Genomic DNA, 14,146 nt, shown 5'->3' with positions numbered 1-14,146 from the left:
GGTGATCATTATGTCGAGAGCCACAATCATGGCTGTTGTAAATCAGAAAGGCGGAACCGGTAAGACTACCACCTGCGAAAATCTGGGCATTGGCCTTGCCAATGAGGGAAAAAGAGTGCTGCTCGTGGACACGGATCCGCAGGCGTCCCTAACCATTGCCCTTGGACATCCCAGACCGGATGATCTTCCGGTCACGCTGACCGACCTGATGGCGAAGGTCATGCAAGATCAGCCCATCGCACCTAAGGAGGGTATCCTGTCACATGAAGAAGGCGTAGATCTTGTTCCTGCAAATATCACGCTGTCCGGTATGGAGGTGTCGCTGGTCAACGCCATGAGCCGCGAAACTGTTTTAAGGCAGGTTTTAGATGCTTTGAAATTTCAGTACGACTATATTCTACTGGACTGTATGCCCTCCCTGGGCATGCTGACCGTCAATGCGCTTGCCGCATCGGATCAGGTTCTCATTCCTGTCCAGGCAAACTATCTGTCGGCAAAGGGCCTGGAGCAGCTGCTTCAGACGGTGAACAAGGTCAAACGTCAGATCAATCCCAAGCTTCGAATCGAAGGAATTCTGCTGACCATGGTGGACCTTCGTACCAACTTTGCAAAGGAGATCAGTACGCTGATCCGTGATACCTACGGCAGCAAGCTGAAGGTCTATGACGCAGACATCCCTCGCTCCGTCCGTGCTGCGGAAATCAGCGCGGAGGGCGTGAGCATTTTCAAACACGATCCGGGCGGTAAGGTTGCTGAAGCCTACCAGGGTCTGACAAAGGAGGTGTTAGCGAATGCCGAAAAGAGGCGGAAACATCAGCTTGACCAGCTACGATGATATCTTTGAAACGGATGAAAGTCGTGCAGAGAGTCAGCTGGAACGAGTGCAGAATATCAGCATCAGCGAGCTGGTGCCCTTTAAGGATCATCCCTTCAAGGTCGTGGATGATGAAGCCATGCTTCGAACAACGGAGAGCATTGCACAGTACGGTGTGCTGACGCCTCTGATTGCCAGGCCGCTGGAAGGCGGCGATTATGAGATCATCTCCGGACATCGCCGTGCCCATGCTGCTGAGCTGGCAGGGCTTACGGAGGTTCCGGTTCTGGTAAGGCAGATGGATGATGATGCCGCCACGGTGCTCATGGTCGATTCCAATCTTCAGAGAGAAAACATACTGCCCAGTGAGAGGGCTTATGCGTACAAAATGAAGTTGGAAGCGATGAAAAGGCAGGCTGGTAGACCATCTAAAGAAAATGCGTGCCAAGTTGGCACACATTTACGTTCAGATCAAGAATTAGGAGAACAAGTCGGTGACAGCGCGCGTCAAGTCCAGCGCTACATCCGTCTCACCAACCTCATTTCCGAACTTCTGGAAATGGTCGATCAGAAGCAGATTTCCTTCAATCCGGCGGTTGAACTATCCTATCTTGCTCCGGAGGAACAGGCGGTTTTCATGCAGGCTATGGATGAGGTGCAGGCTTCCCCTTCTCTTTCCCAGGCTCAGCGCCTGAAGAAGCTGGCGCAGGAAGGCGATTTCACCATGGACGCCGCCAGAGAGATCATGAATGAAGTGAAGAAAGGGGATCTTGAACGGGTCACCTTCCGAAATGAACAGCTGAGGAAGTATTTCCCCAGGTCCTACACTACACAGCAGATGCAGGACACCATTATCAAGCTTCTGGATCAGTGGCAGAAAAAGAAAGCCCGCGATCAGGAACGATAATTTTATACCAATACCCGAGCACTGTCAGAAGGACAACTTTTGATGGTGCTTTCTTTTTACCCAAAACACGAAAAGGAGTATCAATCAATGACTGAAAAAGAAATGATGAATCAGATGCAGAATCCTCTTGGTATCCGGAAGAAGCCTTCCGAAAAAGAGGCTGCAGCGATTGCGCTTGCAGATTCTGTAGACGAACTGGCAGAAATGTTCTGTGACAGTGCCATTGTTCTTTCCCGAATTGCCAGCCTGCTTCAGGGAAAGAAGAATCCCTGGGACACTAAGAATTTCGAAGACGCGGACGACTGGGACGAGGATGATATGGCCTGTATGGACGCTACCGTCCTTTTTGCGGTGCCCGGAAAACCGGTACAGCTGATGACGGAAGAAGACGCCCTGTCAAAGTTTCCGGGTTTTGATGATGAGCAGACGTTTTATTGCGTTGAGATCGGCGATCATCTGTTTCTTCACTATATGGAGCACAGCTGGGAAAGTGAAGATGATATCACCATTACGGCTCCGGTTTATATTGCCAGAGTCAATGACGATGAAACCGAATGCGAGGAGCTTACCGCTATGGACTTTCTTGCTGCAATGATCTTTTTGAATGAGCACTTCGTGGCCATTACCGGTGAAGACGGAAAGACCATCTGTGGTTACTGGCTGCCGAAAGAGAAAAAGGAGGACTAACACATGGATTTTGATCAGTTTAAGATTCAGGTTGTCGATGAGATGCGTGAGCGCTTCCCCGATCTGGATATCGGCATTCAGGCTGTATCGAAGCTGCAGGGTGAATCCTATACCGGTCTGGCTGTCAGCCCTGCAGACAGTAATGTTGCTGCTACGATGAATCTGGACTATGCTTTCAAACGTGTTGAGGACGGTATGCCTATGGAGACTGCCCTTCACAACATTGAAAAGCAGGTGGCAGAGATTGCCGGAAGTATGCCGCAGTTCGATACCCGAGCGCTGATGGATTACGGTCAGATGAAGGAAAAGCTGACCCTTCAGATGATTCCCATTGCCGGAAACGAGGAAAGGCTTTCCGAGATTCCTCACAGAGCTGTGGAGGACATGGCTCTTGTTTACCGCTTCGAGATGGAGAGTAATGAACAGGGCTCTGCCAGCATTCTCGTAACCAACAACATGCTTCAGACCTATGATATTACAGCTGATCAGCTTCATTCGGATGCTTTGGAAGCTGCTGTGCAGAACCATCCTGCGACCCTTCGCAACATGAACGACGTCATGCGTGACATGATGGGCGATGCTGCCGGTATGTTTCTGCCGGATGAGCCTTCTCCCATCTGGGTTGCTACGGTAGAGGGCGGTCAGAACGGTGCCTGCACCATTCAGTATCCGGATTTTCTGGATCAGGCGGCTGAAACGATGGGCGGCGATTTCTACGTTCTCCCTTCTTCAATCCATGAAGTTCTGTTCATTGCCGATGACGGAAGTATGGAGCTCAGCCATCTGGAAGAAATGGTGCGAAGCATCAATGAGGCGGAGGTTGCCCCTGCGGACCGGCTCTCCGACAATGTATTCCACTACGACAGTGAAGCGCATATCTTTGAAAATGCCCGTACCTTTGAGGCCCGCGAGGCTGCCAGAGTAGAAGCAATGCTTGCCGATGAGCCCGCCGGATTTATGGAGGCAGATACGATTACCATGCTTCTTGTCGAACCCAATGAGCACCCGAAGGTCATTGAAGCCAAAACCGGCCTTGAGGATCTTCAGCAGCTGGTAGGCGGTTTTATTGAGGTGGTTTATCCCTTCGAGGATCCTGTTGGCCTGATCGTAAATGAGGAAGGCAAAATCAACGGTTTGCCTCTCAACCGTGCTCTTCGTGATGAGAACAATGAGGTCTATGATGTGATTGCCGGTTCCTTCCTGGTGACCGGTCTTACGGAGGACAGCTTCGGTTCCCTCACTCCGGAGCAGATCGGCAAGTTTGAAGAGTTGTTCCACCAGCCGGAGGCCTTCGTGAAAATGGGGCACAGCATCATGGCGATCCCGATTCCCGACGAGGCCCTCCAGTCACGCGAAGCGGCAAAAGCCGCCGAAGAGATCGGCGGTAAGCCGAAGCACAAAAGGCCTGAGCATGACGGCCACTGATGATGTTGAAAGAAGGAGGTACACATGGTTAGACCACTGGCGTATATCACTGCAAACTGGAGTGATAACGAATTTGAAGCAAAAAGCACAGCCCTGCGTTATTGCCGAAAGGTGTATGATGCAGGGTTTTCTCCTATCTGTCCGAGACTCATGTATGAAGGGCTCTTACGGGACGAGATCCCCCAGGAGCACAAGGACAGGATTGAAATGGCATCGGAGCTCCTCCGAAGATCCCGCATTCTCGTGGTTTGCGGCGATTCGATGGATGGCCAGGTCAAAGACGATATCGGTCTGGCAAAGAGGCTCCGTATTGCCGCTACAACTCTTGACGGCATTATGAAGGTGGAGGGATCCGCCGGAAAAAAGGCATGATGCCGGAAAAACGAACTGAAGGAGGTGGTGAGCATTGCAGGAGGAAGTAGAAAACAGGACAGTGAATTTGGCCATCAGCACGACCAAGCTTACGGCTCGCAGTATTGTCCGACTTGGCCTGAAGGGGATCGCTTATATCAAGCGAAAATCTCAGGAAGCGGCAATGAAAAATGAAAAGCCCACCGGCAAGCAGACCATTCAGGAGCTGATCGGCCAGAATCAGGGCGTAACCAATATCGACATCTCCAAAACAGACCTGAAGGGCTTTGAAAAGTATGCCCGGAAATACGGTGTTGATTATGCAATCACCAAGGATAAATCCGTACTTCCACCGAAGTACCTGGTGTTCTTTAAGGCCAGAGATGCGGATGCCATGACGGCGGCATTCAATGACTACTCTGCAGAGATACTGGCAAAGAACAATCGTCCGAGCGTTCTGAAAACGCTGCATAAGCTGATCGATGCGGTGAGAGATATCCCTGCGAAGGTGGTAAGCAGGGACAAGCAGAGGGAGCAGTCACGATGAGCCTGGATACCGTTAAGCTGAAAAAGCTTCTGATCCGGGCCCTCCCTTATATCCTGATTAGTCTGGTCTGTACCAATCTGGGAGAAGCCTGGCGAATAGCGGAGGGCGCGAATGCTTCTGAAAAGCTGCTGTCATTCTTTACAACGATGGGCATTGCTTTCGGAAATCCCCTTCCGAGCTTTCATCCCATTGACTTGATGGTGGGCCTGATCTGCGGGGCAGGTCTGAGGGCTGCCGTCTACATCCGGGGAAAGAATGCCAAAAATTTTAAGCATAACCTTGAGTATGGTTCTGCCCGATGGGGTGGCCCGAAGGACATCGAGCCTTTCATCGATCCGGTCTTTGAGAACAATGTGATCCTCACAAAGACAGAACGACTGATGATGAGCAACCGCCCAAAGAATCCTGCCAACGCCAGAAATAAGAATGTTCTGATTGTCGGCGGCTCCGGTTCCGGTAAAACCCGGTTCTGGATTAAGCCAAACCTGTTGCAGCTTCATTCTTCCTATGTTCTGACAGATCCGAAGGGCACGACCCTGCTCGAGGTTGGAAATGCATTTGTCCATGCGAATTACCGGATCAAAATCTTCAACACAATCAATTTTCACAAGTCCATGCACTATAATCCTTTCGCCTATATCCACAGCGAAAAGGATATCCTGAAGCTGACGACCACACTTATGGCGAATACCAAGGGTGATGGTAAGGGCGGCGATCCGTTCTGGGACAAGGCCGAGACCCTTCTTTACTGTGCTCTCATCGGCTACATCCATTATGAGGCACCGAAGGAGGAACAGAACTTTGCCACGCTCATCGAATTCATCAATGCCATGGAGGTCCGTGAGGATGATGAGGATTTCCAGAATCCGGTGGATCTGATGTTTGAAGACCTGAAAAAGAAAAAGCCGGATCATTTCGCAGTCCGGCAATATGCCAAGTTCAAGCTGGCTGCGGGTGTTGTATGCTCTAAAAGACTTCTTAATCAAGCGGTTGGGAAGTCTCTTAGAACACATAACCTAAAACCGAAGAAAGGAGCGCAAGTTATGAGAAAAAACGAGAAAATCACAGCTCTGTACGAACGACTGAGCCGTGATGACTTTGGCAAAGATGATGACCAACAGCGTGAGAGCAACTCCATATCCAATCAAAAGGCAATGTTGGAGGAGTTCGCCGCACGGCAGGGCTTTACAAACATTGTCCATTTCACGGACGATGGCATTAGCGGCACCTGCTTTGACCGTCCCGGATTTTTGGCAATGATGAAAGAAGTGGAAGCCGGGAATGTGGAGTATCTGTGTATCAAGGACATGAGCCGCATGGGTCGTGACTATCTGAAAGTAGGTCAGATTATGGAAATCCTGCGTCAGCGTGGCGTTCGCCTTATCGCCATCAATGACGGCGTGGACAGTGCCAGAGGTGACGATGATTTTACCCCTTTCCGCAACATTATGAACGAGTATTACGCCAGAGACACCAGCCGTAAAATCCGTTCCACTTTCCAGTCCAAAGGCAAGTCCGGCAAGCACCTCACAGGCACGGTCATTTACGGCTATCTCTGGAACGAAGCCAGAGACCAATGGTTGGTTGACCCCGAAGCCGCTGATGTGGTCAAGCGCATCTTTGCCATGACGATTGAGGGCTACGGTCCGTATCAGATCGCCAGCAAGCTGAAAGAAGAAAAAATCCTCATTCCGTCCGCTTACCTTGCCCAGCACGGCGAGGGTGTGAATAAAAACAAGACTTTCAAAGATGTGTACGGCTGGGGTTCTTCCACCATCTGCAACATTCTTGAAAAGCGTGAATATCTGGGACACACCATCAACTTCAAGACTCGAAAGCACTTCAAGGACAAGAAAAGCCATTATGTCCCGGAGGACGAATGGACGATTTTCGAGAATACCCATGAAGCTATCATTGACCAGCAGACCTTTGACCTTGTGCAGAAAATCCGTGGGAATGTCAGACGCTACCCGGACGGCTGGGGCGAAGCAGCTCCCCTCACAGGCTTGCTTTATTGTGCCGATTGCGGCGGCAAGATGTATGTCCACCGTACCAACAACGGCAAGCGTATTTCTCAATATACCTGTTCCCAATACAGCAAAGTCCCAGTTGGAAAGCTCTGCACGACACAGCACCGTATCAATGAAGATGTGGTACTGTCCCTTGTTTCCGAAATGCTCAAAGCTATTGCCGAGTATGCCAAGCATGACCGAGCCGAGTTTGTCCGTGTGGTGCAGGAAGCGCAGTCCAGCCAGCAGACGGCAGAGGTCAGAAAACAGCGCACACGCCTTGCCACAGCAAAGCAGAGAGTTTCCGAGCTGGAAGTCCTGCTCTGCAAAATCTATGAGGACAACATTTTAGGCAAGCTGTCCGACAGCAGATACGCCACTCTGGACGCTCAATACGAAAAGGAACAGTCCGAGCTTACCGCTGAAATCTCTGTTCTGGAAAAGGCTGTCAAGAGCTATGAGAAGCACGAAAAGGACGCTGACCGTTTTATCGCTCTGATTGACAAATATGAGAACTTCGACAAGCTGACCATTGCCATGCTCAACGAGTTTATCGAGAAAATCCTTGTGCATGAGCGTGACCGCAAGGGCAGTATACAGACCACACAGGAGGTCGAGATTTACTTCAATTTTGTCGGGCGATTCGTTCCTCCGGCGTTTGGAGAAGTGGAGCTTACCCCAGAGGAATTAGAGGAAATCCGCAAGCGTGAGGAACGCAAGGACAGGCTTCATCAGAACTACTTGAAGCGGAAAGCCAGCGGAGCGCAGAAGCGATACGAGGACAAAATCAAGAAGCGGAAAAAGGCAGAAATTGAAGCTAAGAAAGCCGCCATTCGTGCGGAGGACATTGCAAAGGGCGTGTTCGTCCCTGTCAGCAGTTTACCGCAGAGAGAGCCGATGAAAGGAGTACAAACAGCATGAATATCACTTACGCACAGAACGGAGATTATCTTATCCCGAACATCGTTATCCGCAAGACCAAGCCCCTCGGACACTACGGCAGACTTCGCAAGGCGTATCTGAAAATGCACCGTCCGATACTGTTCAATGAACTGGTACTATCCGACAAGCTCTTTGAACATTGCGCCGAGATTGAAGAAGCGGCACGAAAACGCATGGAGCTGATCGTGCCGAAGCTGGCAAAGCAGTACGGCGTGACCGAGCAACTGAAAGCCGATAATCAAATGGAATGGGTGCGGCAGATGAACGCTTGCAAGGCACAGGCAGAGGAGATTGTGAAAGCGGAATTGATTTATGATTGAGCGAGGAAGTCCGGGCAGAAAACTGTTCGGACTTTTCTCATATAGTCCAAAGTTGCGGTAGAACTGTTCACAAGTTTTATGGTATAATTTGAATACGAAAAGTGAGCAACAAATCGGAATTTGACGAGGTGTTATAAATGATTGATTACGGATTAAAAGATAGGGTGGCTATAATTACAGGAGCAAATAATCCATGGGGGATTGGAGCAACAACAGCCATTGCCTTTGCTCGCGAAGGTGCGAAAGTGGTTTTAGTATATAAGAAGGTAGATAGGCCATTTGATGCATCAAAAATGGATAGAAATGGCGTAGATAGATATTATGGAGCAAATGCAGGAAATGCAGACGCTGTAGAATCTAAACTCAAAGAAATGGGTGCAGATTACATTATTTTAGAAAGTGATATTTCTAATGAAGACGCTATAAAAGAAATCTATTGTACAGTTCTTGAAAAATATGGACGAGTTGATATTTTATTTAATAATGCGGCAACAGATGATGAAACGGGTTGTGATACTATAGAAACAATTACGCAGGATGTGATTGATAATACATTTGCAGTCAATGTTCGTGGAAGTATTTTGATGACAAGAGAATTTATTAAACATCATAGTGATTATGGAAGAATCATCAATATTTCTACAGATGCATCCCAAATCTTTGCTGGTCAAATTACTTATGGAGCAAGTAAAGCAACTTTAGAAGCTCTTACTCGTAGTATTGCCCTTGAGGTAGCACCGTATGGAATAACTGTGAATTGTGTTTCTCCTGGTCCAACTCAAACAGGATGGATAGATGATGAGTTTGAAAAAGTAGTCGTTCCCTTAATTCCAATGGGAAAATTAATTCAGCCAGAGGATATAGCAGAAACTGTTTTGTTCCTTGCAAGTGAGCAGGCAAGAATGATTACAGGACAAGTAATTAAAGTGTCTGGTGGAAAGGCTTTGTAAATTCCAATTTGGCGAACTGATAAAATCCCTTTAGGAACTAAAGGGCGCACTTCTATACTCTCTGTCGAGAGTAGTGCGTCCTGCGGAGCTTCATTCCCGGTCAGCAGAAGAAAACTGCTCGACCGAGCATGTTTCGTCACTTCGTTCCGTCAAGGTGGCTACACCCCCTTGCGCCGCTTATGCGGCTATCCCTTGTGGACTTGCCGTCCGCAAACAGCATAAAATGCTGTTCGCCGCCAGCAAGTAAAAACACAGCGTAAAGTTATGTTGCGGAAATGTAAACTTGAAGTGGTGGTGGCTGAAAGCGTTCATTGCTATAATGAAATCACCAAATCAAAGGAGGATTTCATTATGAAATTATCAGATAAGATTGTTAGGTTGAGAAAGTCCAATGGAATGTCACAGGAAGAGTTAGCTGATAAGCTGGGCGTATCAAGGCAAGCCATTTCCCGTTGGGAAATGGGAACGGCTATGCCAGATGCAACAAACATTCTTCAACTCAGTAGGCTGTTTCAGGTTACAACAGACTACTTGCTAAATGATGAATACCAAAGCGACAATGACCTGCCGAAAGTTAAGGAAGTCAAAACGGACGGCGTCCACCAGATCATGATTTTTTTGCTCACTCTTGAAGTGATGGTGTTGATAATTCAATTCATGTCTGTTGTTATCCTGCAAAACATTTTCTTTGGTGTCCTGAGTTTTATTCCTTTTATTGCTATGGTTGGAGGCTTTGAATACGCATATCAAAAAAAGGCAAATGAGCAGAATGAGAGAACAATACAATTCCGCAAGCGGTTTTATAAAGTCTCTGCATGGTTAGGCACATATTTCCCGATTAGACTGTTGGCAATGGCGTTAGTACATTTTTATCCTCGCCCTATCAATTCGCTTGCTTTGGAATGTGTCATAGCCGTCCTCTATCTAATGACTGCTACCCTCATAACATTAGAGATTGAAAAACGCCATCTTTCAAAGAACTGATTTTAGAACATAACGAATACCGAAAAACTGACCGTTGACTGGTCGCAATGTGCGAAAAGTTGACGGTCTTTTTTATCCCAAAAATCAAAAAAGGAGGTCAATAACAATGACAAAACCGAAAACCCTTGAACAGCTCCGAGCCGACAAGGAACGAGCCGAGACGCAGCTTGCACAGGAACAGCACAAGCTGGAGCGTCTGGAGAACCGAAAGAAGTATCTGGAGAAAGGCGAACGCACCAAGCGCACCCACCGCCTTTGCAATCTGGGCGGCACGATTGAGAGCCTTGCCCCGGAGGTCAAAGATCTCACACGCACCGAAATGACAGAGCTGATGGAACACATCTTTTCCCTGTCCGAAGTCCAGCGAGCCGTCCGTCACATGGCGATTACCCACATCAGCCAAGTAAACAGAGAAAAGGAGTGGAAAGCCGATGGCACTATTTCATCTGAGCGTCACGCAGACTAAGCGAAGCGCAGGACAATCCGCTATCGCTTCTGCCGCCTACCGTGCCGGGGAGCGATTGTATAGCGAGTATTACGGCGAGTACAGCGACTACACCCGCAAGGGCGGCGTGATCTGCTCCGACATTCTCCTGCCGTCCCATGCACCGCCCGAATACGCAGACCGCCAGACGCTATGGAACGCCGTGGAAAAAGCCGAGCGTGGAAAGAACGCCCAGCTTGCATACAGTTTTGACATTGCCTTGCAGAATGAATTTTCCCTTGAGGAAAACATCGCTCTTGCAAGGCAATTTTTGTTGGAGAACTTTGTGAGCCGTGGCATGGTGGTTGACTTCGCCGTACACCAGCCAGACCGGGAGGACGGCGGCATACCAAACCCGCATTTTCATGTGCTTTGCCCTATCCGCCCCATCGAGCAGAACGGCAAATGGGGACTAAAGCAACGCCGGGTGTATGAGCTGGACGAGGACGGCAACCGCATCCGAGACGCAGACGGAAAGTTTGTGTTCAACGCCGTTCCCACTACCGACTGGGGCAGTCCCGAAACGCTGGAACATTGGCGTGAAGCATGGGCGGAGCTATGCAATGCCAAGTTTGCGGAAAAAGGTATTGATGTTCGTATCGACCACCGGAGCTATGAGCGTCAGGGCGTGGAGCTTCTTCCCACCGTCCACGAGGGCGCAACCGTTCGGGCAATGGAGAAGAAAGGCATACGCACCGAGAAAGGCGAGTTCAACCGCTGGATCAAAGCCACCAATGCCGTTATCCGTGACATCAAGAAGAAAATCACTCTCCTGTTTGATTGGATTGCCGAAGCAAAAGCGGAGCTTGCCAAGCCGCAGGCACCCGACCTTGTTTCGCTGCTGAGTGCCTATTACACCCAGCGCAGAGCCGGGGCATATTCGCAGAAAGGCAAGGTCAGCAATCTAAAGGAGATGAACGAGACTTTCAATTATCTCCGGGCAAACGGCATTTACTCCCTTGAGGATTTGGAACGCCGTGTCAGCGAACACAGTGCTGCCACAGAGAGCTTGAAGAAAACGCTGGACGAACAGACCGCTCGAATGAAAGCAATTAAGCAACTCTATGACAGCTCTGCTGCTTTCCAGAGCTTGAAGCCTGTCTATGACGGCTTGCAGAAAATCAAGTTTGAGAAGCCCAGAGCCAAGTACAAGGCAGAGCATGAAACGGAACTGAAACAGTTCTACGCCGCCAGACGCAAGCTGACCGGAGAGTTCCCGGACGGCAAGGTGGATATGAAAAAGCTGACCGAAGAGTATGACGAGCTGGAACAGGCGCACAACACCACCTATGGCGAGTTTAAGACCGTCAGAGACGATTTACACCGTCTTTGGAAGGTCAAGTCATGTGTAGATACTGCCGACCGATTTAACGAGCGTACAGAGGAACAAATGCACCAAAATCGACCCCAAACACGACAGAAAAAGGAGGATATATCCCGATGAAAAAATACGACTGGAAGAACGAATACAATCCCATCCGCAGAACGGCAAAACGCCTTTTGAGCGGAGAACCTTTGAGCGATGGCAGACCGCTTTCCGACCTAATTGAGCTGGACGAACACGCCCGGAAATGCCTTGCCTTTGAAGCTACCCTCACCGACCGCCAGATTGATATGTTGCAGGAGTTGGGATATCTGCCTGTTATCACAAGGCAGTACGGCAAGGAATGTGCGAACTGCCCCTACACGCTGGACGAGCGTGAGCATGGCGTTTGCAGACGATGCGCTGTTTTCAAGAAGTAAGGAGGACGCCCATGCAGTACACCCAAGCACAGATTGACCGGGCAAACGCCGTCAGGCTGGAAGATTTTCTCCGTACACAGGGAGAGACGCTTATCAAAAGCGGACGGGAATACCGTTGGAAAGAACATGACAGCCTGACCGTCCGGGGAAACAAATGGTTTCGCCACAGCCAGAGCAAGGGCGGCTATCCCATTGATTTTGTCATGGAGTTTTACGGCAAGTCCTTTCCCGAAGCCGTCCAACTCCTGACCGGCGAAAGCGGCGAGGGGCAGAGCGAAGCCAGCACAGCACCGCCCACAGCGTTTCACTTGCCCTTGCACAACAGAACAGCCGACAGAGCAATCCAATATCTCACAGAAAGCCGAGGTCTCAACAAAACGCTTGTTGAGACTTTTCTTCTTTCCGGGGATATTTACGAGGACGCAAAGCGGCACAATGTTGTGTTTGTCGGCAGAGACCGAAGCGGTACGCCGAGATACGCCCATGTGCGAGGAACGGCAGACCCATTCAGACAGGACATTGCCGGGTCTGACAAATCCTATCCGTTCCGCTATGAGGGAAACGGCAACCAGCTCTTTGTCTTTGAAGCACCGATAGACCTTTTATCCTTTATCTGCCTATATCCGCAAGACTGGCAGACAAGGAGCTATCTTGCCCTGGGCGGCGTTTCTGGCAAAGCACTTGACCGTTTCCTTTCTGAACGCAAGGACACCCGAAAAGTGTTCCTCTGCCTTGACAGCGACACCGCAGGAAGCGAAGCCTGTACCCGACTGGCACAGTCCATTCCCGGCGAGATCGCCGTCATTCGCCTTGTCCCGGCAAGGAAAGACTGGAACGATGTTCTCCGTCAGCAAGGGGACATTCCCAGCCGCAAATTCATAGCCGAGACAATCACGCTGCGAGAGCTGCCCACCGCCCAGCCTGTCCCCATGCTCCGCATGGCAGATGTGGAGCTGACGAGCGTGGATTGGCTATGGTTTCCGTATATCCCCTTTGGAAAGCTGACCATCATACAGGGCAACCCCGGCGAGGGCAAGACCTACTTTGCCATGCGTCTTGCGGCGGCTTGCACCAACCGAAAGCCTTTACCCGGTATGGAGACCCTTGAGCCTTTCAACATCATCTACCAGACCGCAGAGGACGGTCTGGGCGATACCGTCAAGCCCCGACTGATGGAAGCGGAAGCAGACCTTGAAAGAGTGCTTGTCATTGACGATAGGGACACACCGCTGACCCTTGCCGATGAGCGCATAGCAAGGGCAATCAGGGAAAACAACGCAAGGCTTGTTATCATTGACCCGGTACAGGCGTTTCTGGGCGCAGATGTGGACATGAACAGAGCAAACGAGGTGCGCCCGATATTCCGCAGTCTGGGAGACATTGCACAGGCTACCGGGTGCGCTATCGTGCTGATCGGACACCTGAACAAAGCCGTAGGAACGCAAAGCACCTACCGGGGATTGGGGTCTATCGACATTACGGCGGCAGTCCGCAGTCTGCTTTTTATCGGCAAGCTGAAGGACAGCCCCACAACGAGGGTGCTTATCCATGAGAAAAGCTCCCTTGCGCCGCCCGGACAGTCCCTTGCCTTTTCTCTGGGAGATGAGAAAGGTTTTGAGTGGATAGGGGCTTATGACATTACCGCTGACGAGCTTCTTGCCGGGACAGACACCGCCAAGACCGAGAGCAAGACCGCACAGGCGCAAATGCTCATTCTGGAACTGCTTGCGGACGGAAAGCGTATGCCGAGCGCAGAGTTGGAAAAGGCAGTCAATGAGCGTGGAATTTCTTCACGCACCATGAGAACGGCAAAGAGCCGTATCGGGGACAGACTTGTGACCGAGAAAGACGGCACAGCATGGGTCTGCTATCTTCGAAACTGACAACAGGAACACGGCAAGCGTGGCAAAGACGGCAAGGTTTTTATAGATACCTTAATGTTGCCGCCTTGCCTTGTTCCATCATACCGACACCGCCCGATGA

14 protein-coding genes and 1 pseudogene are annotated in these 14,146 nt (G+C 50.1%); all 15 read left to right on the top strand.

Features of this window, described 5'->3' with window-relative positions; all coding sequences use genetic code 11:
- The first annotated feature begins 10 nt into the window (after positions 1 to 10).
- Complete coding sequence (locus tag JQM66_RS01485) at positions 11 to 835, top strand: ParA family protein (protein WP_235228040.1); 825 nt, start codon at positions 11 to 13, stop codon at positions 833 to 835.
- Positions 792 to 1,721 carry a ParB/RepB/Spo0J family partition protein gene (locus JQM66_RS01480; RefSeq protein ID WP_235228039.1) on the top strand — a complete coding sequence of 310 codons (930 nt, stop codon included), beginning with the start codon at positions 792 to 794 and terminating at the stop codon, positions 1,719 to 1,721. The genes JQM66_RS01485 and JQM66_RS01480 overlap by 44 nt, the downstream gene beginning before the upstream one ends.
- 87 nt (positions 1,722 to 1,808) lie before the next feature.
- The gene (locus JQM66_RS01475) at positions 1,809 to 2,408 is read left to right on the top strand and encodes a hypothetical protein (RefSeq protein ID WP_235228038.1); all 600 of its coding nucleotides are present in this window, start codon (positions 1,809 to 1,811) and stop codon (positions 2,406 to 2,408) included.
- A 3-nt stretch (positions 2,409 to 2,411) separates the two neighbouring features.
- Positions 2,412 to 3,833: a DUF5688 family protein gene (locus JQM66_RS01470; protein WP_235228037.1), complete on the top strand. Its 1,422-nt coding sequence runs from the start codon at positions 2,412 to 2,414 to the stop codon at positions 3,831 to 3,833.
- A 24-nt stretch (positions 3,834 to 3,857) separates the two neighbouring features.
- Positions 3,858 to 4,205 (top strand): DUF7768 domain-containing protein, encoded by a 348-nt coding sequence (locus JQM66_RS01465; protein WP_055175085.1) that lies wholly within the window; start codon positions 3,858 to 3,860, stop codon positions 4,203 to 4,205.
- A 34-nt stretch (positions 4,206 to 4,239) separates the two neighbouring features.
- Positions 4,240 to 4,731 (top strand): PcfB family protein, encoded by a 492-nt coding sequence (locus JQM66_RS01460; RefSeq protein WP_235228036.1) that lies wholly within the window; start codon positions 4,240 to 4,242, stop codon positions 4,729 to 4,731.
- Positions 4,728 to 5,714, top strand: a pseudogene (locus JQM66_RS12755) (type IV secretory system conjugative DNA transfer family protein); the annotation flags it as partial. The gene JQM66_RS01460 and the pseudogene JQM66_RS12755, both read left to right, overlap by 4 nt.
- 60 nt (positions 5,715 to 5,774) lie before the next feature.
- Complete coding sequence (locus tag JQM66_RS12750) at positions 5,775 to 7,661, top strand: DUF4368 domain-containing protein (protein WP_407945995.1); 1,887 nt, start codon at positions 5,775 to 5,777, stop codon at positions 7,659 to 7,661.
- Positions 7,658 to 8,002, top strand: a complete 345-nt coding sequence (locus JQM66_RS01450; RefSeq protein WP_235228034.1) for a TnpV protein — start codon at positions 7,658 to 7,660, stop codon at positions 8,000 to 8,002. Before JQM66_RS12750 ends, JQM66_RS01450 begins: the two co-directional genes overlap by 4 nt.
- Positions 8,003 to 8,139: 137 nt before the next feature.
- Positions 8,140 to 8,952 (top strand): SDR family NAD(P)-dependent oxidoreductase, encoded by an 813-nt coding sequence (locus JQM66_RS01445; protein ID WP_235228033.1) that lies wholly within the window; start codon positions 8,140 to 8,142, stop codon positions 8,950 to 8,952.
- 351 nt (positions 8,953 to 9,303) lie between these two features.
- Positions 9,304 to 9,936: a helix-turn-helix domain-containing protein gene (locus JQM66_RS01440; protein ID WP_235228032.1), complete on the top strand. Its 633-nt coding sequence runs from the start codon at positions 9,304 to 9,306 to the stop codon at positions 9,934 to 9,936.
- Between the two features lie 106 nt (positions 9,937 to 10,042).
- Complete coding sequence (locus JQM66_RS01435) at positions 10,043 to 10,402, top strand: DUF3847 domain-containing protein (RefSeq protein WP_235228031.1); 360 nt, start codon at positions 10,043 to 10,045, stop codon at positions 10,400 to 10,402.
- Entirely contained in the window at positions 10,368 to 11,864 is a 1,497-nt protein-coding gene (mobQ, locus tag JQM66_RS01430) for a MobQ family relaxase (RefSeq protein WP_065217785.1), read from the top strand. Before JQM66_RS01435 ends, mobQ begins: the two co-directional genes overlap by 35 nt.
- Positions 11,861 to 12,163, top strand: a complete 303-nt coding sequence (locus tag JQM66_RS01425; protein WP_054752062.1) for a hypothetical protein — start codon at positions 11,861 to 11,863, stop codon at positions 12,161 to 12,163. Before mobQ ends, JQM66_RS01425 begins: the two co-directional genes overlap by 4 nt.
- A gap of 11 nt (positions 12,164 to 12,174) precedes the next feature.
- Positions 12,175 to 14,046: an AAA family ATPase gene (locus JQM66_RS01420; RefSeq protein WP_235228030.1), complete on the top strand. Its 1,872-nt coding sequence runs from the start codon at positions 12,175 to 12,177 to the stop codon at positions 14,044 to 14,046.
- The last annotated feature ends 100 nt before the right edge of the window (positions 14,047 to 14,146 follow it).

The organism is Oscillibacter valericigenes (assembly GCF_021531915.1).
Classification (GTDB): Bacteria; Bacillota; Clostridia; order Oscillospirales; family Oscillospiraceae; genus Oscillibacter; species Oscillibacter valericigenes_A.
Note: the sequence above shows the minus strand (reverse complement) of the source record. Positions and strands in the feature narration are given on the sequence as shown.

Bases quoted from the DNA above. Each gene is read 5' to 3' on its own strand.
- JQM66_RS01485 (WP_235228040.1), top strand. From the start codon at position 11: ATGTCGAGAGCCACAATCATGGCTGTTGTAAATCAGAAAGGCGGAACC.
- JQM66_RS01480 (WP_235228039.1), top strand. From the start codon at position 792: ATGCCGAAAAGAGGCGGAAACATCAGCTTGACCAGCTACGATGATATC.
- JQM66_RS01475 (WP_235228038.1), top strand. From the start codon at position 1,809: ATGACTGAAAAAGAAATGATGAATCAGATGCAGAATCCTCTTGGTATC.
- JQM66_RS01470 (WP_235228037.1), top strand. From the start codon at position 2,412: ATGGATTTTGATCAGTTTAAGATTCAGGTTGTCGATGAGATGCGTGAG.
- JQM66_RS01465 (WP_055175085.1), top strand. From the start codon at position 3,858: ATGGTTAGACCACTGGCGTATATCACTGCAAACTGGAGTGATAACGAA.
- JQM66_RS12750 (WP_407945995.1), top strand. From the start codon at position 5,775: ATGAGAAAAAACGAGAAAATCACAGCTCTGTACGAACGACTGAGCCGT.
- JQM66_RS01450 (WP_235228034.1), top strand. From the start codon at position 7,658: ATGAATATCACTTACGCACAGAACGGAGATTATCTTATCCCGAACATC.
- JQM66_RS01445 (WP_235228033.1), top strand. From the start codon at position 8,140: ATGATTGATTACGGATTAAAAGATAGGGTGGCTATAATTACAGGAGCA.
- JQM66_RS01440 (WP_235228032.1), top strand. From the start codon at position 9,304: ATGAAATTATCAGATAAGATTGTTAGGTTGAGAAAGTCCAATGGAATG.
- JQM66_RS01435 (WP_235228031.1), top strand. From the start codon at position 10,043: ATGACAAAACCGAAAACCCTTGAACAGCTCCGAGCCGACAAGGAACGA.
- mobQ (WP_065217785.1), top strand. From the start codon at position 10,368: ATGGCACTATTTCATCTGAGCGTCACGCAGACTAAGCGAAGCGCAGGA.
- JQM66_RS01425 (WP_054752062.1), top strand. From the start codon at position 11,861: ATGAAAAAATACGACTGGAAGAACGAATACAATCCCATCCGCAGAACG.
- JQM66_RS01420 (WP_235228030.1), top strand. From the start codon at position 12,175: ATGCAGTACACCCAAGCACAGATTGACCGGGCAAACGCCGTCAGGCTG.